Genomic DNA, 19,265 nt, shown 5'->3' with positions numbered 1-19,265 from the left:
GGGCCGGCGTGCCGGAGTCGCACCGGCGCAACCGTGATCAGGGGGTGGTGATGTTGAAGCTCCTGACGGTGGTGCTGCCGCCGATGGCCTGGGTGGCGTAGTTGAAGACGCCGAACCGGTAGCCCATGAAGAACGGCCAGTTGTTGTCGAGGGTGAGGGCGTTGCCGAGGGAGACGAAGTTGGTGCCGTCGGTGCTGTAGGAGAAGCGCGCCTGTCGTCCCGCGCCGGGTCTGATGTCGGCGTTGACGCGCAGCCAGATACGTCCGCCGTTGATCGCCGCGCTGGCTATCTCCGTGCCGGGGTTGGTGGTGTTCCAGCTGCTGTCCATGGTGAGGTTGTTGGTCATGACCACCCGGTTCGCCCCGTTGTCACGTCTGACGCCGATCCAGGCGGACGAGTTGCGCAGCATGGACAGGCCGCTGCGGTCACCGTCGCGCATCGTGGAGTAGTCGAGCTCGATGGTGGCGGTGCTGGTCGGTCCCTGGATGCGGTGGGTGAGGGTGTTGCGGGCCTTGTAGAGGTCGTTGGTGACCGTGGCGGTCTGGAGCCGGAGCCCGTTGTTGACGGACCACTTGGTGTCGTCGGGGTTGTGGTTCCACTCGTACTGGGGGCCGAGCGTGGTGCCGGGGAACGTGTCGTTGCCGATCATGGGCTTGACCGGGCGGGTGGGCAGGGGGTTGGGGTAGGAGGCGCCCCAGGCGCCGTTGACGGTCTGGATCTGGGGCCAGCCGTCCGCGGTCCAGTTGATCGGGGCGAGGGCGGGGACGCGGCCACCGGGGTACGCGTCGACGAAGCTCATGTAGTACCACTGGCCGTTCTGGGTCTGCACGAGCCCGCCCTGGTGCGGGACGCCACCGCCGGAGATGGGCCCGGGCATGTTGAGCAGGACCTGGCGCATCTCGTACGGCCCGAACGGGGAGCTGGACTTGAGGACGTACTGGCCGTTGGCGGGGCGGGTCAGCCAGATGTAGTAGTTGCCGTTGCGCTTGTAGAAGCGGGCGCCCTCGAGGGTGCCGACGCTCGACGGCGAGGTGAACACCTGTTGGCTGCGGACCTGGGTCTTGCCGTCGGCGGACAGCTGCGCCACGCTGATGTTGGTGGCGCCGTAGGCGACGTACATGGTGTCGTTGTCGTCGATGAGCAGCCCGGCGTCGTAGTAGCAGCTGTTGATGGTGGAGATGCGGTTCCAGCCGCTCTCGACGCTCGTGGAGCTGTAGACGTGGGTCTTGGAGAAGTCGACGCAGCCGAGCCAGTAGAACGTGTTGTTGCTCTTGCGGTGGTTCATGGCCGATGCCCAGATGCCGTCGACGTAGGCGTTCGAGCCGTTGAGGTCGTACTTGGTGCCGAAGTCCAGGCGCGGCACGGAGTGGCCGGCGAACTCCCAGTTGACCAGGTCGTAGGAGCGCAGGATCGGCGCGCCGGGGGAGTAGTGCATGGTGGAGGCCGAGTAGTAGTAGGCGTCACCGACGCGGAAGATGTCGATGTCGGCGAAGTCCTGCCACAACACCGGGTTCGTGAACGAGCCCGAGGGCGGCGGCGTGGTCGGCGGGGGAGTGGTGGGCGGCGGCGTGGTGGTCGGCGGCGGAGTGGTCGGGTTGCCCGTGGGTGCCGTGCCGGTGCAGGTGACCCCGTTGAGGGCGAAGCTGGTCGGCGCCGGGTTGCTCGACGTCCAGGTGCCGTTGAAACCGAAGGTGGCATTGCCCCCGGTGGGGATGGAGCCGTTGAACGAGGCGTTCGTCACCGTCACCTGGGCACCCGACTGGGTGACCGTGCCGTTCCACAACTGACTGATCGTCTGCCCCGCCGCGAAGGACCAGGTCAGGCGCCAGCTGCTGATCGGGTCACCGAGGTTGTCCACGGTGACGTTGGCGCCGAAGCCGCCCTGCCATTGGCTGGACACCGTGTAGGTGACCTTGCAGCCGACGGCGGCCTGGGCGGAGACGGCCGTGGTGGCCCCGGCGGCGCTGACGGCGATGGCCGTCGTCGCGGCGAGCCAGAGCCGAAGACGCGAGCGTTTCACTGCCTTTCCTCTCCTCTGTGAGGTCGTGGATCTGCTGATGGGTGGCACGTCCGGCGGGGCGCGCCGAACTGGCGCGTGGGGTGCGACGTCGTGGATCGGGGCACCCTGACCGGCCGCGCACCTCGCATCCGCCGGGACGGGAGCTGCGGGCGGAAGGCCGCTCCCGGCGGCAGCCCGGAGCGGTCGGTCTGGTGAACGGGAACGGTCGTGGCGGCGGCGCGGCACCGTGTCTGTCGACGTCAGCCCAAGGCACGGCCGACAGAGGCTCCCATCGCCGGCCGGCACCCGCAGGACGGTGCAGAACTCGACGGATGGCCCCGGACACTGTCGTCGGTGCCGCTCGTAACTCCGGCTCCCGACCCCGCGTCAGGGGGCCGGCGGCTGGTCGGAGCGCGCCCTTCGCTCCTGTAGCGGAGACTATCTTGTTACCGTTAACATAGGCAAGTCATCGACCCGAAACAATGGCCCGGGCTGCTCTGCCGGTGCGCGCTGGAGGCGCGGGCAGGGCGGGCGACTCGGCTGCCGGGGCGGGCCGTCGGTCAGAGACTGAGCCCGATCGCCAGGGCGACGATGCCGAGCAGCGGGGGTACGAGCTGCTTGAGGGCCGCGCCGGCCTTCGAGGGGGCCGAGAACAGCAGGACCAGGCCGGCGGCGACCATGGAGCCGGCACCGGCGAAGACCAGCGTCGCGCCGACGGTCCGCGAGCCGGATGCGAACAGGACGATGCCGAGCGCGATGGCGATCGCCAGGAACAGGTTGTAGAACCCCTGGTTGAAGGCGAGCGCCTTCGTCGTCTCCGCGTCCGCCGGGCTGGCGATGCCGAAGATCGCGCGTGCCCGGGCGCCCGTCCAGGCGATCGACTCGAGGTAGAAGATGTAGACGTGGATGAGGCCGGCGACACCGGCCAGCACGAGTCCCGCTACGACCATGATGACGCTTCCTCCGATCGCGCCGCGCTGGCCGGACGGGCCCGCCCGGCTGGCGTTGGTGGGGCCATTCTCTCCCCGCTTCCCCGCGGGGCGGAACCGGCCCCACCCGCAGAGGGCTCAGGGGTGATCCCTGGGCGGCCCGTTGACGGGCCCGGTCGCGATCACCGGGGACCGGACGTCGTCGGCCGCGCCGGACCCGTCGGCCGCGCCGGCGGACAGCCGGATGAGGGTCGGGCCCGCGCCCGCCGCCGCGGCGTCCCCGCCGCACGGGTCGGGTGGCGACACGAGCAGGTGCAGCCGGGGTGCCAGCAGCGCCGTGACGCTGTCGTGGTCCCGGACGGCACCGGACGCCGCCGGGTGGCCGATCAGCCCGGCGGTCAGCCAGCCGGCGGACCGGTAGCGGTCGAGGCGTCGGGCGAACCAGTGGGCCTGGACGCCGCCGACCAACCCGTAGTGGTCGCCCTGCCGATGGCTCTCCGCCATCGTGGAGTTGATGCCGGCGACCACCAGGTTGAGTTCGGGCATCTCGAAGACGCTCCACGGCCGGTGCCGGTCGAACGTGGGGCCGTCCACCCCGTCGTACAGTTCGGCGAAGAACCGGAAGTAGTGCCGCCACTTGTCCCAGTAGGGCGGCTGCGGCGTCACCTCGTCCGCCTCGCAACTGGCGAAGTACGCCCGGCAGGCCGCGTGGTTGACGTCGCTCGGGCCGGGCACCACCGCGATACGCCTCAGGTCCAGGTCGAGGATGCCGCGCAGCCGGGTCAGGAACGCCAGCGCCTCGTCGAACTCGCGGATGCCGCCGGCCGCGGTCAGGTTGCCGCTGATCAGCAGCGCGTCCGGCCTGGTGCCGCCGGCACCGAGCAGCCGGTCGATGCCGGAGCTGACGGATTCGAGCAGCTCCTTGGCCCGCTGGTGCGGGGCCGGCCCGCCGGACAGCTGGCGGGCGAACCGTGGGCCGGGCAGGTGCAGCAGGGTCACCTCGGTGTTGGCGGCGGGCGCCGCCGACCGCTGCGGCGGGTAGGCCGGCGGGTGCCGCATCCGCAGCCGGGGATGGTGCGCGGCGACCTGCGCCGGTGGCTGCCCGTCCGGCAGCTCGTCGTCGCCGGGCAGGGCAGCCGGTCCGGTGGGGAACCCCGGCCCCACGGTGGGCTTCGCCCGGCCGCGCATCGCCTCGCCGACCCGGCGCAACAGCCGTCGTCGGGCGTCACGTTCGTCGGCCGCGCCGACCAGGTCGACGTAGGTGATGGTGGCCAGCAGCCCCTCCGGGTCGAAATCCTCGATCCGCACGGTGATCAGCCGCCGCCGCGGGTCGTCCGGCGAGCTGCGGAACGCCGCCTGCCACTCCAGCCGCCCGTAGCGGGAGCGGAGATAGTTGTGCGACAGGACGGCGATGACGGCCGCCGACTCCCGGATCGCCCGGTCCATGAAGTCGATGAAGTTCGTCCCCGGCACGAAATCCCATGCCTGAAGAACCGTCCGGTAGCCCGCGAGCTCCAGCTCCCAGGCGATCCAGGCCGCCCACCGCTCGTCCGCGGGGGAATAACTGATCAGGAAGTGAGCCGCGTCGGCGGGGCGTCCGAACTGGCCGGTCATGTGCCAAGTCTGCCTGGCCGGTGGCCGTCACGTGAACACCACTCCGCATTGACGTCAGCGATTGGCATGAATGATGCGGCAGGCCGGCCGCCGCGGCGGCCGGGCCCGTGGCTCAACCGCCGTCGCCCCGTGGACGGCGGGCGCTGGCGACGAGCGACCCGCCCAGACCCGGGAACAGCCGGGCCAGCAGCCGGGACTGAAGCCACCGACCGCGCCCGACGTGGACGCCCACGTAGTTCGACCGGATCGCCACGTCGACGAAGCCGGCGGCCCGCAGCATCCGGCGCAGCATCTGCGCGGTGAACGGGCGGATGTGCAGGTGCAGGTACCGGTGCATCGGGTCGACCTGACGCGGCGACCGGCCGATGAGGAACCGGAACCGGTCCTGGAGCGTGGCCAGGTTCGGCGTGCTCAGGACCAGCGCGCCGCCGGGGCGCAGCACCCGGGCGATCTCGGCCAGCAGGGCCCCCGGGTGGTACAGGTGCTCGATCAGCTCGGCCGCGACGACCCCGGCCACCGACCGGTCCGCCAGCGGCAGCGGCCGGGTGACGTCCAGCAGGACCGGGTGGTGCCGCCCGGCCGACACCTCCGTCAGCGCCGACCAGGACAGGTCGGCGACCACGGTCGGCCGGCGCAGGCGGGGCAGGACGTCGAAGATGCTCCGTGCCCCGGTTCCCAGCTCCAGCAGCGCCCCGGCCGGACCGCCGGGCCCGTCGCCGGCGTCGAGGTCGCCGACGGACTCCAGCAGCGCCGCGCCGATGAGGCGTCGGCGCACCGCGTGGTAGGGGTCGTCGACGTACGCCAGGGTCGCCCGACCGTCGTCGTAGCACCGGCGGTTCGCCTCCCGCGCTGCCGCCGCCGCGCCGCCGGTCACCGCTGGCCGGCCGTCGCCAACCGGTCGGCGGTGCCCTTCGCCAGTCGGTCGAGCGCGGTCCGGGCCAGCGAGATCGTCTCGGCGTGGCTGTGCAGCCGCCGGGCCAGCCGGTGCGCGGGCGTGTCCAGGGCACCGAGGGTGAGGTCCGGTTTCTCCGGATGGTGCAGGCCGAGCACGACGGTGGCGGCCGGCGCGCCACCCACGATGGTCGACGCGTGGAACAGCCCGGCGGTCAGCTCGTACGCGGTGCCGGCCGCCCAGTGTTCCGGCGCACCGGCGGTGGCGTCCACGGTGCGCGCGGTCGGCACGAGCCGATCGCCGGCCGCCGTGGTGCGGGTGTCGAACACCCGGTACGTGCTGCCGGGCACCACCGTCACATGCTGGTTGCCGACGTAGCCGTAGAGGACGTGGCTGAGCAGGTCCCAGCTGTGGCAGTGGAACGGCGAGACGGACAGCCGCACAGGCGTGCGGCGCTCGCCGAACAGGTGCACGCAGACGCCCCGCCGGCCGTCGCGCAGCACCGGCAGGCAGGCGAAGCCCAGCGGGTGGCGTACCGCGGACAGCGTCGACTCGCCGTTGGCGATCGGATCCAGCCAGGTGGTCCGGACCAGCTCGGCGACCCCGTCGGGCGATCCGGTACGGATCGCCCGCTCCAGCGTCGCGTAGATCATGACGGTCATCTCCTGAGGATGAGAGGAAACGTGATTCACGTTCGGGCGCGTGCGAAACGCCGGCGGCCCGGCCGGGTCGGTCGGTCAGTCCCGCAGGGGCACACCGACTGGCATTTGGCCGACATTGTTCAGATACGGGTCGAGTTCGCCGACATCGAACCGGCACATTCCGGCTACATGCCAGAAATCAGCAGAAACTTCACCCGCCGACTTGTGTCGCCCGTTCGGGGTGAACGCCGCCCAGGACCGGTCGGGCAGGCCGAGCAGCGTGCAGCGGTGGGTGGCCGTGCCGTCCGGTGCCAGTTGCCACAGCCGGACGGTGCCGTCGGTGCTGCCGCTGGCCAGCAGGTCACCGTCGGGGCTGAACGCCACCGACCAGATCCGGCGGGTGTGCCCGGTCAGTTCCTGCACCCGCTGGCCGGTCCGCGTGTCCCAGAGGTCGATGATCTCCTCGTCGCCGGCGGTGGCGAGGAGCCGGCCGCCGGGGTGGAAGGCCACCGTCCACAGTTTACGCCGCCCCGGCTGAAGCACCCGCAGCACGGCCAGCTCCTGCGGATCCCACAGCACCGCCGTGCCGTCGACACTGGTCGAGGCGAGCATCCGGCCGTCCGGCCGGTAGGCCAGGGACAGGATGCGCCCGCTGTGCGCCTTCGGCAGCACCCGCACCTCGTCGGAGTCCAGGCCGTGCAGGCGGACCAGTTCGTCGTCCGCCCCGGTGGCCAGCGTCCCGCCGTCGGGGGAGTAGGCCAGGGCCCGGACCCGGCCCCGGAAGCCGCGCAGCCACCCGATCGTGCGCCCGGTCGTGCGGATCAGCAGCTGCACCGTGTGGTCGTCGTTGGCGACGGCGATGCGCTCACCGGCCGGGTCGAACACCATGCCCCAGACCGCGTCGCTCGACACCTCCAGCTGCCGGCCCTCCACCCCGGCCTCGGCGTCCCACAGGTACACCCGACCGTCGTTGCTGGCCGTGGCCAGCAGGTGGGGCTCCGCGCCGAAGGCCACGGAGACCAGCCGGTCCATCCGGTTGGACTCCAGCACCTGCCGGCACTCCCCGGCGACCGGGTCCCACAGCCGGACCAGCCCGTCGTTGCTGCTGGTGGCCAGCAGCGACCCGTCCCGGTTGAAGGCCACGGCCCGCATCTGCCGGCCGTGGCCGCGTAGCACGGCGGCCGACTCGCCGCTGCCGGTGCTCCACACCTTCGTGGTGAAGTCGTTGCTGCTGCTGATCAGCCGGTCACCGTCCGGGCGGAACGTGATCGGCCACACCGACGCGTAGTGGCGGTCCAGCTCGTGGCGCACCTCGCAGGTGGCGTCGTCCCAGATCCTGACCCACCCGTCGCTGTCGCCGGTGGCGAACATCGTGCCGCGCGGGCTGAACGCGACCCGGTAGACGGCCCCGCTGTGCCGGCCCACCACCCGGCCGACCGGCGGGCGCCCGCCCTCCGGCAGGTCCCAGCGTCGCACCGCCCCGGTGACGTCGGCGCTGACGAGGTGCCGGCCGGACGGGTGGAAGTCGAAGGTGTAGATCGGCCCCTCGTGCCCGGTCAACCGGTGCAGCAGCCGGCCGTTCCTGGGGTCCCACAGCCGCAGGACGCCGTCCTCCGCGCCGCCGGCCAGGAAGGTGCCGCTCGGGTCGTGCCGCAACCAGTACGTCAGCTTGTCCTCCGCCTCGACGCGGTGACGCAACTGGCCGGTGCGCAGGTCCCACAGCCGCACGACGCCACCGTCGTCGCCGGTGGCCAGCGTGGAGCCGTCCGGGTTGAACGTCCCCGTCCACACCGGCGCCCGGTGCCCCGGCAGCTCCCACCGCAGCTGCCCGGTGGCGACCTCCCAGACCCGGACCACGCCGTCCTTGTCGCCGGTGGCCAGCAGCGTGCCGCTGCTGTCGAACAGCAGCGGCCACACCCACTCGCGGTGCCGGTCCAGCACGTGCCGGCACTCACCGGTCGTGGCGTCCCAGAGGCGTACGAGGCCGTCCTGGGCGCCGGTGGCCAGCAGCGGCTCGGTCGGGCTGAAGTTTACCGAGTACGTCCGCCACGTGTGCCCGATCAGTGTGCGCAACGGTCGGTTGTCCCGGGCGTCGCAGATCAGCACCGAGCCGTCCTCGCAGCCGATCGCCAGCAACGCGCCCTCGGCGTCGTAGCCGACCGGGCGCGGCAGCCGGCCCTCCTCGAAGCCGAACAGGACGCCCAGCGCGACCGGCCGGACCGCTGTGGTCAGTGGGCTGCCGGGCAGCACCACCGCGCCGCGGCGGCGCAGCCCGTCGAGCGCCGCCGCGGCGGCCGTCACCGACACCACCGCCGACCGCCGCCACCGCACGTCGGCCAACACCGCGTCGGACAGGTCGGTGGTGAGGATCCGCGCGTCGGTCAGGTCGGCCCCGGTCAGGTCGGCCCCGGCCAGGTTGCTGCCGACGATCCGGGCTCCGGACAGGTCCGCGCCGCGCAGGTCGGCCCCCGACAGGTCGCTGTCCTCGATGGCGACGCCGGTCAACCGGGCCCCGCGCAGGGTGGCGCCGGCGAGCACCATGTCCGCCAGCCGGGCCCCGGTCAGGTCCGCGTCGGTGAGGTCCGCCGCCGGCCACGACCGCTCGGTCAGGTGCAGCCCGCTGAGCAGGGCCGAGCGCAGGTTGAGCCCGGGTGAGGTGCTGAACCGGGCGATGATCCGTCCCGCGTTCGTCCGGGCGGCCGGGGTGGCGTCGGGGTCGTTGAGCACCCGGTCCGCCCAGCGCCGGCAGACCGACGGCTCGGCCAGGTCGCACAGGAAGTCGATGGTGAGCTGGGACAGCGGGTGGGCGTGCAACCGGCCGGTGTGCTCGCGGCCGGTGGCGGCGAGATCGTCGGCCAGGTGCCGGGCGACCAGCCATTCGGTGACGGATTCGTGGATGAAGCTGAACACCCCGTCGTCGGTGCGGATGAGCAGGCTGCCGGCGCCGATGGCATGGGTGATCTGCTCGGCGGACAGGTGCCGGCCGGCGAGATCGGTCAGCGTGCCGGCCAGGTCCTCGATTTCCTCGACCCGCATCAGCGCCTCACCGCGCTCCCACAGCCGCAGCGCCAGCGCGGTGACCGCCGCGAACAGGTCCCCGGCGGCCAGGCCGACCGGCACCCCCCGGATGTCCTGCGTCCGGTCGCCCTCGTAGCCGAGCCAGGCGTCGATGATCTCCTCGTACAGGCGGGCCGGGCTGATCGTGCCGCTCGCCGCCGACACCGCGCGCAGCCGGTCCGTGGGCAGGTCGGCGATGAAGCCGAGCATCCGGGGGTTGGTCGCCAACGGCATCAGCCCGGGAATGCTGGCCAGCAGGTCCAGCCGCCGGTCGACCTCGTCGACCTGCCCACCGAACCGCTGGATCAGCAGGGCGCGGATCTGCTCCGCGGACAGGTGCGACAGGCTCAGCACGCGCCGCTGCGGCAGGCTGCCGATCTGCGCCTCCATCGCGGTGGCGACCTGCGAGTGCGCGGCGAAGTGCTGGGTCCGGCTGGCTACGATGATCTTGGCGTGCCCGCGGGCGGCGGCGAGCAGCGTGCCGAGGTGGTCCGCCGCCCGGGCGTAGGTGGCCCGGGCCACCAGCTCGTCGAAGCCGTCGAAGATCAGCACGATCCGGCCGTGGTCCAGCATGTACCGGAAGGCGGGCAGGTCGATCTTGTCGTGGCCGTGGTTGGCCAGGTGCGCCGCGACGTGCCCCTCCAGCGTGTTGGCCTTGTCCGAGGCCCGCAGGTCGATCAGGATCGGCAGCACGTGCGGCAGTTCCGTGGTGATGCGCCGGGTCAGCTCCCGCAGCGCGAAGGTCTTGCCGCGCCCGAAGTCGCCCAACAGCAGGACGAACCGGCCCTCGTCGCCGCCGACCAGCTCCAGCAGCTCCCCGACGAGGTCCTCGTGGGTCTCCTCGCCGTCGGTGCGCGGGCGGGCGGCGGCGTGGCTCTTGTCGACGAACCGCTGCGGGACGTACCCCTGCGCCGGATAGCGGGGGTCGGCAAGCAGCGCCTCGGACTGCGTCCGCAGGTAGCCGGTCAGGTCGAGCAGCCCCTGGAACTGGCGGAAGCTGCGCAGCCGCACCTTGCGTCGGCGGGCGTAGTCGCGCAGCGCCCTCGCCGGCTCGTCGCCCTGGTAGACCAGCTCCGACTCGACGTCGGGGTCGGCACCGTGCACCTGCTCCAGGAAGGTGTCCACGTCGTGTTCGTCGACCGTACGCACGCACGCGCCGATGCGCAGCTGCCGCGCCCGCCCACCGTCGGCGTAGGTCACCCGCAGGTACGGGAAGACGCCCTTGATCCGGTGCACCACCGCGCCCGGATGCCGGGCCAGGCAGACGTCGGCGATCTGGTCCAGCAGCAGGCGCCGCGAGTCGAGCTGCTCCCAGTCCGAGCCGGCGGGTTTCCAGCCGTCCCCGGAGCGCGCCACGACCCGGTGGGCCGACGACACCGGGAACGTGTTGTCGGCCGCCCGCCAGGCCATCGGCGCCGGCGGCGACCAGCGGGGCGGGTCGACCGCGTCGTCGGTCTCGCCGAGCCAGCGGGCCTGTTCCCGATCGAACCGGCGGCTGAGCCGGACCAGACCGTCCTCGGTCAGCCGCAACAGCTGGTAGCGGCTGGCCGCCTCGGGGCCCGGGGTGGGGCCCAGCCCGAAGGTCGGCAACCCGCCGGTCAGCCGGCCACCGGCCGGGGCCTTCTCGTCGCCGTTGCCGTGCAGCAGGAGGTTCAGCCGGTGGCCCAGGGCCCCGTCGAGCAGGTCGGCGTCGGCGAGCCGCTCGTGGGTCAGCCCGGAGCGGCCGTGTGGATCGTGGTGCACCACGCCGAGGCGCAGCCAGCCCCGCTCCTCGTACGTGGCCAGCGACTCGGCCAGGTGCCGGGCCTGCTCCGCGCCGATGCGGCCCGGCACGGGCCCGGTGCCGGGGACGGCCGGCTCGGCGTCGATCGTGGAGTTGAGCCCGGCGACCACCACCCGCAGGTCGGGCAGCTCGAACAGGCTCCACGGGTGCTCCTTCTGCATCCTGGCCTGCTGGCGGTCCTCCGGCCAGGCGTCGAACAGGGTGGCGAAGTGGCGCCAGTTGTGCCAGTAGGGCTTGACCGGGGCGACGTCGTCGGCCTCGCACTGCGCCAGGTAGGCCCGGGCCGCCGCCTCGTTGACGTCGCGTTCTCCCGGCACGACCGCGATCCGGCCGAAGCCGACACCGAGGTGCTCGGCGAGCCCTTCCAGGAACGCCTTGACCAGGTCGAACTCCCGCGGTCGACCGGTGACCGCCAGGTCGCCGCTGACCACGACCAGGTCCGGGCGGGCACCCGGAAGGCTGCGGGACAGCAGGTCCAGGTCCGTGCACAGCGCCGCGAGGACCTCCTCGTGGGCGCCTGCCGGCACCGGCGAGCCGAACGCCTGCCCCGGTGCGAAGCGCAGGTTGGACAGGTGGAGCACGGTGACCGAGGTGTCGGCGGTGAGCTGGTCGAAGCTGACCCCGAGCGCCGTCGCCAGCAGGTGCAGCTCCTCGACGTCGATCCCCCGCAGGCCCGCCTCGATCTTGGCGATCGTGCTGCGGGACAACGAGGGCATGCCGAGCTGTTCGCACTGCTCGGCGAGCTGACGGGCGGACCAGCCGCGTTCGTCGCGCAGGCGGCGGATGCGAGTAGCGATGATCTTCGTCAGTTCCGGCCTGGCCATGACGCCGACACCTCCTCGGAGGGGGTGTCTCCACTGTACGCGGTGTTGCTCCATAGGGGAGCAGTCGCCTGGCTGGTTTCTGACAGGTACCCTCGAATGGGTGACGCTGGGTACCCTTCGAATGGGTGATGGCGGGGGTTGGAAGGGCGTAGCGATACGCGACGGACGCTCGCAGTCACGTTTGTGCGACAAGTCGCAGTCGTCGTAGCCTGGACGTGTTGCTCCCCCACAGAACAACCTCCGATCCCCCGGGAGGGGGCACAGTGAGCGCTCCGGCGACGAACAACAACGATCGGACACCGCGCGGCCGGAGCGCCGTCGGGCGTGGGAAGTCGAGCCCGTACGACAGCAAGCCCCCCAGGAACGAGCTGGAGTTCCGCGACCACCACCTGCGCCGGGCGACCGACGACGAGACGACGAACCGGCTGTACATCCGGCTGCGCTGGCACCAGGCGTTGATGTTCCTCGTCTACGCCGGAGGGGCCCTGCTGCCGATTGTCGTGATCATCTCGATGGCCAAGTGGTCCGACCTGCCGGCCGAGCACATCATGCCGCTCACCGTCGTCGCCACCGGTAGCGCCGGGGCCGGGGCCGCCGCCGGCTGGCTGATCCGGCGGCGCGGCGGAGGGACGCCCACCGACGGCCGCGCGCCCTGACATGACCCGACCCGCGCCCTGGCCCTCGCCCGAGGCAGGGTGGAGCTGCCGCCCGAGGAGGGCTCAGTCGGCCGAGGACCGGCCGCCGCGGCGTGCCGCCGCCCGGGCCCGCCATGCCTGCGCCGGGGCCCGGGCGGCGGACCGGCTGAGCAGCGGCACGACGACGAGGCCGCCGACGAACGCGACGAGCGCCGTGACCACGTACACCGTCACGAACGAGCCCTCGGCCCAGGTGAGGATGCCCCACACCCCGACCGCCATCGCGATCGAAGCGATCACGCTGATTCCCGCCAGTACGACGACCGGCCGCGCGCGGCTGACGCTTCGTTGTGCCACACGACGACAATACGCCCGCCGACGCCCCGCCAAATAGGGCCTTTCTGCCCGTCCTCGACGGTGGACCTGGCATCCTCGGCAACGGGCGGCTCGCCCGCGCCGCCGGCGAGCGACCGGACCCTCGCCGCAGACCGCGCCGCCGGGCGCGCCCGAGACGCGACATGGTGGAACGGCATGCGAGGACATCCATCGAGCTCGAACGGCCCCGCTCCGTGCCGGGCGGAACCCCTCGGCGGCAGTGCCGGGCCCGATGACGCCCGGCGGAGCCGGCGGCTCGTCGCCGGGCTGCTCCTCGGCGCGGCCGGCGCCATCGACGTGTTGGTCGGTGCGGGCGCCGTTCAGGTGGATCCGTACGTGGTGGTCGACGAGGGCTTCCGGCGCCTCGACGTCACCGGGTGGGCGTGGTTCCAGCTGGCGACGGGGGCGGCGCTGGTCGCGGCGGCGCTGGCGCTGACCGTCGACCGGCGGATCACCGCCCTCGTGGCGGTCGGCGCGGGTACGGTCGACGTCCTGCTCGCCGTCGCGGTGTTCCCGTACCAACCGGCGGAGCGGGCGATGTCGGCGTTGCTGGCCGCCGTGGCGGTCTGGCTGCTCGCCGGACACCTGCGGGCAACGCCCCGCCGGCGGCCCGACGCGCCGGGCGGGCGGGAGGTCAGCTGACCGGCGACGCGCAGAGCTGGGACTGCAGGTACGGGCTCGTGCCCGGCGGGACCTGGCCCCGCCAGGCCGGGTTGAGGGTGACCGTCAGGGGCGGCGCCTGCCAGGCGGCCCCGAGGCGCTGGAGCACGCCGTACTCGGTGCGTGGCTTGTCGAGGCTCTGGCCGGCGAGGAAATCGATCATCTCGTCGGCGACGACCGGGCGACCGAGGAACCCCGCATGTAAGGCGGGGACCTCGACGACCGGGATCCTGGTGAACGGCCCCGGCGGGGCCTCCACGGAACTGACGGTCGGCAGGAAGGCGATCACCCGAACCCCGGGGATCGGGCACATCGTCTGGTAGCGGTAGAACGGCGCGTTGTCGATGAGGGAGCGGACGAACGGCTCGTCGGGGTTGCTGGTGCCGTGGCTGAGGCGGTTGGCGAACCCGAACATGCCTCGCAGCACCCAGCCGGCGCCGATCCCCCACCCGCTGCTGGCCTCCGCCGGCGGGTAGTACGCCCGTCCGGAGCGGACGAGCGGGCTGAACATCAGCAGCGCCCGGACCGGTGAGTCCGGCCGGTCGCGCAGGTAGGTCCGCGCCACCATGGCCCCCTCGCTCTCCCCGAGCAGCGCGATCGGCCGTCCGGTGAGCCGGTGCAACGCGTCGACCTGTGCGGCCAGGTGCTCCGAACTGGTCGCGAGCGACTGGTGGGTGTCCAACGCCTCGTAGGGCAGCGGCCGGCCCCCGGCGTCCACCCCGGCGTAGGAGTAGCGCCGCACCCGAGGGTCCGTGGCGGGCCGGCCGTCGTAGGAGCTGTCGTGCCCGGCGAGCAGGAGCACCGCGTACGGGACGGACGCCGCCAGGGGTTGCGAGAAGAGGGGCGGGCCGAAGGTGTCCCTCGCGGTGCCGCTGCGCGGCACCGCGAGGGTCTCCGCGACCAGGGGCACGGCCATCGCCAGCACCACCACGACCGGCACCACCGGCACCCGGAGCAGTCGCACGTGGGCGGGCAGCAGCGCCGCGCGCACCGTCCGCTGCCACAGCAGGCCGTTGCACAACCCCGCCGACAGCGCCACCAGCGGCGTCCAACCCGGGGCGGCGCTCCAGACCAGCCCGCCGGCGACCGAGAGCACCACGAGGTCCAGCAGCGACCAGCCGAACAGCTCCGCCGACGGCAGCCCCCGCCACCCGCGAGGTACGACGGCCATCCGTTGCAGGAAGGGGGCGAGCAGGACCATCGGGCCGAGCGAGACGAACAGGTACCAGGACAGGGCCACCGCCGACGCGGCGACCGACAGCGCGGCGAAGGGCGCGACGATGACGGCGGTGAGCGCGGCCACCCCCAGGTTGCGCCGCAACAGCACACGCGCGGGCGGCCGCGGCGCCTGCGCCGGCCAGGAGAGCAGGACCAGCAGCGCGGACAGGCCGCCCCGGAGCGCGACCGCCGCCACCAGGCCGAGCCCGAAGGTCAGCCACGAGTTGTGGTACACGAAGAGCCACCGCAGGTCGTGGTAGGAGTCGTACGGCCAGACCGCGGTGATCTGCGGCGCGAGCGCCCGCGGCGAGACGAAGCCGATGCTCGCCAGGATCGCGGCCTCGACCAGCGGGAGGCCCCCGGCGACGGCGAGCAGCACCGGCAGGCGGCGGGATCGTGGCACGCGTCCTGCTCCTTCCCGGATCGATCGGCCCGGGCCGCTCGGCCCCGACTCTCTCGGAGTCGACTGTCTCGCGATCGACGGCGCCCCGGGGCGATACCGCCGAATCGGACCCGGCCGGCCGGCTGGCGATGGTGGGATCCCGGATCTGGCCGACCGACGGCGGATGGCGGCTCGCCCTGATCCGGGCGGTGGCTCACAATGGAGGGCCGGTCAGTGGCCGTGGGGCGGGGAGGATGCAGTTGAGTCAGGCAAGCGAGTCGAGCCCGGCCCGGCCGGCCACGGTGGAGACCACGCCGCCGCGCGGCACGCGGGCCCGGCAGGTCCGGCTGGTGGGGCTGGCGGTCACGCTGGCCGTCCTCGTGGCGGCCCTGATCCCGATCGTGCTCGCGTTCGGCCCACCGACCAGCGACGAGCTGCTGGAGCAGGCCGGGCTGAGGGGCAGGCAGCAGCTCCTCGTCGGGGTCAAGGACGACCAGCCCGGCATCTCCCAGCGGTTCCCGAACAACGTGTGGAAGGGCTTCGACGTCGAGATCGCCTACATGATCGCCGGCTACCTCGGGTTCGACCGGTCCCAGGTGCGGTTCCTGCCGATCGAGAGCGAGGACCGGGCCCGCCGCCAGGCCCGCGACGGCGACGGTTTCGTCACCGTCGACCTGGTGATCGCCTCCTACAGCATCACCAAGCAACGGGAGGAGGAGGGGGCGGTCTTCTCCGCCCCGTACCTCTACACGGAGCAGTCGGTGATCACGCTGGACAGCGTCGGTGAGCGGGAACAGGTGAGCAGCCTGGAGGACCTGAGCGGCCGGACGGTCTGCACGCTGACCACCTCGACCTCAGCCCAGCGCCTGCGCGAGGCCGGCGCCACGCCGATCGGCCGCAACCGGATCAGCGACTGCGTCCAGATGCTCTACGACGGGAAGGTCTACGCGGTCACCACCGACGCCGCGATCCTCGCCGGGTTCGTCACCGGCGACCGGCCCGACGACGACGGACAGCGCTTCCCGGCCAACCTGCGCGGCGCCAGGCCGCTGCGACACTGGGACATCGGCTCGTCCGCGCAGGAGAAGTGGGGCGTCAACACCGGTCCCAACGAGGCGCTGCGCGACCTGGTCGACCTCGCCCTCCACGCCTCGGCCGAGGACGAGGAGAACTCGACCTGGGAGAACGCGTACGACGCGAACCTGCGCTGGCAGCAGCGGTACAACCTCCCGCAGTCCGTCGCGGAACAGCGGCAGCCGGAGCCGAGGAAGGTGGAGGTACGGCAGTGGCCGTGGGAGAGGATCGCGCTACCGGCCCCGGCGCACCCCGGATCGCCGCCAGCCCCGGCAAGGCGGGCCGACCGCGCCGCATGGCGGGGGCGCGGCAGGCGCAGCAGTGGCTGCTGACCCTCCTGCCCGCGTTCCCCGTCCTGCTCCTGGTGCTGAGGCTGTGGCAGCTCAGCCGGCAGGACATGTCCACCATGCTGCTGCTGGTGCAGTACGTCAGCCCGCTCGGCCTGCTCAGCGCCCTGCTGATCGCCCTGGTCTGGGCGTTCCCGCTGGTCGTGCTCACGTTCGGCGTGCTCGGTCGGCTGCTGCGGCTCAGCGCCCCGGACCGCTTCGACCCGGAACGGTCGCTGTTGGCCTCCGGGACGGCGCGCACCCCGGGCTGGGTGCTCACCGGCGCGGTCGCGCTGGGGGCGCTGACCTGGCAGCTCCGCTTCCTACCGACGCTGCTGATGCTCGGGCTCTGGCTGCTCGCGCTGCGCACCCGCTACCTGCACCCGGACCAGCCGACCCGGATCCTGCTGGTGAGCGTGGCGCTGCCGCTGGCGGCGGCGGTGCTGGCGTACACCGCGCTGGGCCCGGCGATCTGGGCGGCGGCCCGGCAGGGCGAGCTGGCCACGGCCGCGCTGCTGGCGGTGCCGCCCGCCGCCGCCGTGCTGCTCACCGGCCCGATCCCCGGCTGGAGCGCCCCGGTGCTGACCCACGGCCTGGCCTACACGGTCGCCGCCGTGCTCCCGCTGGTGATGGGGGCGGTCTTCCTCCGGGTTCCGGTGCTGCCGACCGCCGCGGTCGAGCTGGCCCCGCCGGTGGTGGTCGGCGCCGATCCGGACACGGGCGCGGCGCGGGCCGACCGGGCGGGGCCGGAGGTGGTGCTCGGCGCGCTCATCACGGTCACCGACACGTCGACGATCGTGCTGGACCAGGTCGCCGGGGTGCGGTTCCTGCCGAACGGCCGGGTCCGGTCGCAGGTGCTCTGCCCGGAGGCGGCGCGGGTGCCGTACAGCGTGGTGACGGTGCACGGCTGGCCGGTGGAGGAGACGGTCCTGGACTGGATGATGCCCCGGCGGCCCGTCGCCGATCCGGACGTCCGCTGCGACGGCCGGCTCCCCGCCGCCCGGTGAGGCGCCAGCTCGGCCGATTGACTGGATAGGTGCATGTCGCTAGCCTGGGCAAGCGCTTTCCTGTACGCGGAGCACCGCACACCCCATTCCCGGTGCGCCGCAGGGCGACAGGAGGCACTCGACGTCCGGGCAGGACACGTCCCGCCTGCACACCGGCCGGGCACCGGTGTCGGCATCCCCGTATGCGGGGTCTGACACACCTGTGAAGGAGCACCACCATGCACAGCAGAGGGCGCCGCAGGGCGCTGTGGGTCTCCACGGTCGCGGCGGCCACGCTCGCCGCCGCCGCCGGCGTCGTGGCCACCGCCGGGACGGCGCAGGCCGCCGTCGGCTGCCGGGTCGTGTACTCGGTCGCCTCCCAGTGGGGCGGCGGCTTCAACGCGAACGTCAACCTCACCAACGCCGGTGACCCGCTGACCTCCTGGACGGTCACCTGGTCGTTCACCGCAGGCCAGACCGTCACCCAGGGCTGGAGCGCCAACTTCAGCCAGAGCGGCAGCACCGTGCAGGCATCGAACGTGAGCTACAACGGCAACCTGGCGACCAACGCCACGACCTCGTTCGGGTTCAACGGCACCTGGAACGACAGCAGCAACCCTGTACCGACGAGCTTCGCGGTCAACGGCGTGACCTGCACCGGCGGCGTCACCCCGACGACGCCGCCGGCCACCACGGCCCCGCCCACGACTCCGCCGCCGACGACCCCGCCCCCGACGACCCCGCCCGCCAGCGGCGCGGTCTACGCCTCGCCGCAGGGCACCGACGGCGCGGCCGGCACCCAGGCGAACCCCACCACGATCACCTCGGCGCTCACCCGGGTCACCGCCGGCGGGACGATCTACCTGCGCGGCGGCACCTACAGCCTTGCCAAGACGGTCACCGTCGCGCCGGGCAACAACGGCACCTCCAGCGCCCGCAAGAAGCTGCTCGCCTACCCGGGCGAGACCCCGGTGCTGAACTTCTCGGCCATGAGCGAGGACCCGGCGAACCGGGGCCTGGCGCTGAACGGCTCGTACTGGCACGTCCAGGGCCTCGTCGTCGAGCGCGCCGGGGACAACGGCATCTTCGTCGGCGGCAGCAACAACATCATCGAGCGTACGATCACCCGCTTCAACCGCGACAGCGGTCTGCAGATCTCGCGGGTCGCCTCGGACACGCCCCGCGATCAGTGGCCGGCCAACAACCTCGTCCTGAGCGCGGAGTCTCACGACAACGCGGACTCCGACGGCGAGGACGCCGACGGATTCGCGGCCAAGCTGACCGTCGGTGGCGGCAACGTCTTCCGCTACGCGGTGTCCCACAACAACATCGACGACGGCTGGGATCTCTACACCAAGAGCGACACGGGGGCGATCGGCCCGGTGACCATCGAGGACTCCCTCGCCTACCACAACGGCACCCTCAGCGACGGCAGCCAGGCGGGCAACGGCGACCGCAACGGCTTCAAGCTCGGCGGCGAGGACATCGCCGTCAACCACACCGTGCGCCGCACCATCGCCTTCCGCAACGGCAAGCACGGCTTCACCTACAACCGCAACCCGGGTTCGATGGCGATCTCGAACAACATCAGCATCGACAACACCGAGCGAAACTTCTCGTTCGACGCGGGCACCTCGGTGTTTCGGAGCAACACCTCGTGCCGCAGCGGCAGCGGGTCCAACGACAAGACCGTCGGCAACGTCGACAGCTCGAACCAGTTCTGGTCCGGTTCGAACGGATCCCGGTGCGCCAACTACTCCGGCGCCCTGAAGTGGTCCTTCGCCTCCGACGGCCGCCTCGTCGTGACCCTCGGCGGCCGAACCGTGACCTTCTGACCGGCCCCGTCCCCTGGCTGGGGCGGTGCGGCGAC

The 19,265-nt window shown here is 72.6% G+C and carries 13 protein-coding genes; 5 read left to right on the top strand and 8 right to left on the bottom strand.

What is annotated here, in order from left to right; all coding sequences use genetic code 11:
* Window positions 1-37: 37 nt before the first annotated feature.
* The 6 genes from ACFT41_RS16195 to ACFT41_RS16170 all read right to left on the bottom strand — a co-directional run bounded on the left by ACFT41_RS16195 (window position 38) and on the right by ACFT41_RS16170 (window position 11,739).
* A complete protein-coding gene (locus ACFT41_RS16195) occupies window positions 38-2,020 on the bottom strand; it encodes a family 43 glycosylhydrolase (RefSeq protein WP_377589000.1) in 1,983 nt (660 codons plus the stop codon).
* A gap of 539 nt (window positions 2,021-2,559) precedes the next feature.
* A complete protein-coding gene (locus tag ACFT41_RS16190) occupies window positions 2,560-2,949 on the bottom strand; it encodes a DUF1304 domain-containing protein (RefSeq protein WP_377588998.1) in 390 nt (129 codons plus the stop codon).
* Window positions 2,950-3,066: 117 nt separating this feature from the next.
* Window positions 3,067-4,542, bottom strand: coding sequence for a TIR domain-containing protein (locus ACFT41_RS16185; RefSeq protein WP_377588996.1), 1,476 nt, complete (start codon window positions 4,540-4,542; stop codon window positions 3,067-3,069).
* A gap of 112 nt (window positions 4,543-4,654) precedes the next feature.
* Entirely contained in the window at window positions 4,655-5,416 is a 762-nt protein-coding gene (locus tag ACFT41_RS16180) for a methyltransferase domain-containing protein (protein ID WP_377588995.1), read from the bottom strand.
* Window positions 5,413-6,096, bottom strand: coding sequence for a hypothetical protein (locus ACFT41_RS16175; RefSeq protein WP_377588993.1), 684 nt, complete (start codon window positions 6,094-6,096; stop codon window positions 5,413-5,415). The genes ACFT41_RS16180 and ACFT41_RS16175 overlap by 4 nt, the downstream gene beginning before the upstream one ends.
* A gap of 75 nt (window positions 6,097-6,171) precedes the next feature.
* Window positions 6,172-11,739, bottom strand: coding sequence for a pentapeptide repeat-containing protein (locus ACFT41_RS16170; RefSeq protein WP_377613902.1), 5,568 nt, complete (start codon window positions 11,737-11,739; stop codon window positions 6,172-6,174).
* 263 nt (window positions 11,740-12,002) lie between these two features.
* On the opposite strand from ACFT41_RS16170, the gene ACFT41_RS16165 reads away from it, so the two are divergent.
* Window positions 12,003-12,395: a hypothetical protein gene (locus tag ACFT41_RS16165; protein WP_377588988.1), complete on the top strand. Its 393-nt coding sequence runs from the start codon at window positions 12,003-12,005 to the stop codon at window positions 12,393-12,395.
* Between the two features lie 63 nt (window positions 12,396-12,458).
* Here ACFT41_RS16165 and ACFT41_RS16160 read toward each other — a convergent pair whose 3' ends face one another.
* Window positions 12,459-12,674 carry a hypothetical protein gene (locus ACFT41_RS16160; RefSeq protein WP_377588987.1) on the bottom strand — a complete coding sequence of 72 codons (216 nt, stop codon included), beginning with the start codon at window positions 12,672-12,674 and terminating at the stop codon, window positions 12,459-12,461.
* Window positions 12,675-12,905: 231 nt separating this feature from the next.
* Between ACFT41_RS16160 and ACFT41_RS16155 the strand changes: the two genes are divergently transcribed.
* Window positions 12,906-13,391, top strand: coding sequence for a hypothetical protein (locus ACFT41_RS16155; RefSeq protein ID WP_377588986.1), 486 nt, complete (start codon window positions 12,906-12,908; stop codon window positions 13,389-13,391).
* Here the strand turns inward: ACFT41_RS16155 and ACFT41_RS16150 are convergent.
* Complete coding sequence (locus ACFT41_RS16150) at window positions 13,384-15,030, bottom strand: hypothetical protein (RefSeq protein WP_377588985.1); 1,647 nt, start codon at window positions 15,028-15,030, stop codon at window positions 13,384-13,386. The two genes, ACFT41_RS16155 and ACFT41_RS16150, sit on opposite strands and share 8 nt — an antisense overlap.
* Before the next feature lie 239 nt (window positions 15,031-15,269).
* Between ACFT41_RS16150 and ACFT41_RS16145 the strand changes: the two genes are divergently transcribed.
* The 3 genes from ACFT41_RS16145 (at window position 15,270) to ACFT41_RS16135 (ending at window position 19,230) form a co-directional block, all read left to right on the top strand.
* The gene (locus ACFT41_RS16145; protein WP_377588984.1) at window positions 15,270-16,415 is read left to right on the top strand and encodes a transporter substrate-binding domain-containing protein; all 1,146 of its coding nucleotides are present in this window, start codon (window positions 15,270-15,272) and stop codon (window positions 16,413-16,415) included.
* Window positions 16,379-17,416: a hypothetical protein gene (locus ACFT41_RS16140; RefSeq protein ID WP_377588983.1), complete on the top strand. Its 1,038-nt coding sequence runs from the start codon at window positions 16,379-16,381 to the stop codon at window positions 17,414-17,416. Before ACFT41_RS16145 ends, ACFT41_RS16140 begins: the two co-directional genes overlap by 37 nt.
* A 218-nt stretch (window positions 17,417-17,634) precedes the next feature.
* Window positions 17,635-19,230, top strand: coding sequence for a cellulose-binding domain-containing protein (locus ACFT41_RS16135; protein ID WP_377588982.1), 1,596 nt, complete (start codon window positions 17,635-17,637; stop codon window positions 19,228-19,230).
* The last annotated feature ends 35 nt before the right edge of the window (window positions 19,231-19,265 follow it).

Source organism: Micromonospora sp. NPDC057141 (genome assembly GCF_042670805.1).
Taxonomy (GTDB): Bacteria; Actinomycetota; Actinomycetes; order Mycobacteriales; family Micromonosporaceae; genus Micromonospora.
The sequence above is the reverse complement of the archived record's forward strand: the minus strand, read 5'-3'. Positions and strand labels throughout refer to the sequence as shown.

Bases quoted from the DNA above. Each gene is read 5' to 3' on its own strand.
- ACFT41_RS16190 (WP_377588998.1), bottom strand. From the start codon at position 2,949: ATGGTCGTAGCGGGACTCGTGCTGGCCGGTGTCGCCGGCCTCATCCAC.
- ACFT41_RS16185 (WP_377588996.1), bottom strand. From the start codon at position 4,542: ATGACCGGCCAGTTCGGACGCCCCGCCGACGCGGCTCACTTCCTGATC.
- ACFT41_RS16175 (WP_377588993.1), bottom strand. From the start codon at position 6,096: ATGACCGTCATGATCTACGCGACGCTGGAGCGGGCGATCCGTACCGGA.
- ACFT41_RS16170 (WP_377613902.1), bottom strand. From the start codon at position 11,739: ATGGCCAGGCCGGAACTGACGAAGATCATCGCTACTCGCATCCGCCGC.
- ACFT41_RS16155 (WP_377588986.1), top strand. From the start codon at position 12,906: ATGCGAGGACATCCATCGAGCTCGAACGGCCCCGCTCCGTGCCGGGCG.
- ACFT41_RS16140 (WP_377588983.1), top strand. From the start codon at position 16,379: ATGGCGGGGGCGCGGCAGGCGCAGCAGTGGCTGCTGACCCTCCTGCCC.
- ACFT41_RS16135 (WP_377588982.1), top strand. From the start codon at position 17,635: ATGCACAGCAGAGGGCGCCGCAGGGCGCTGTGGGTCTCCACGGTCGCG.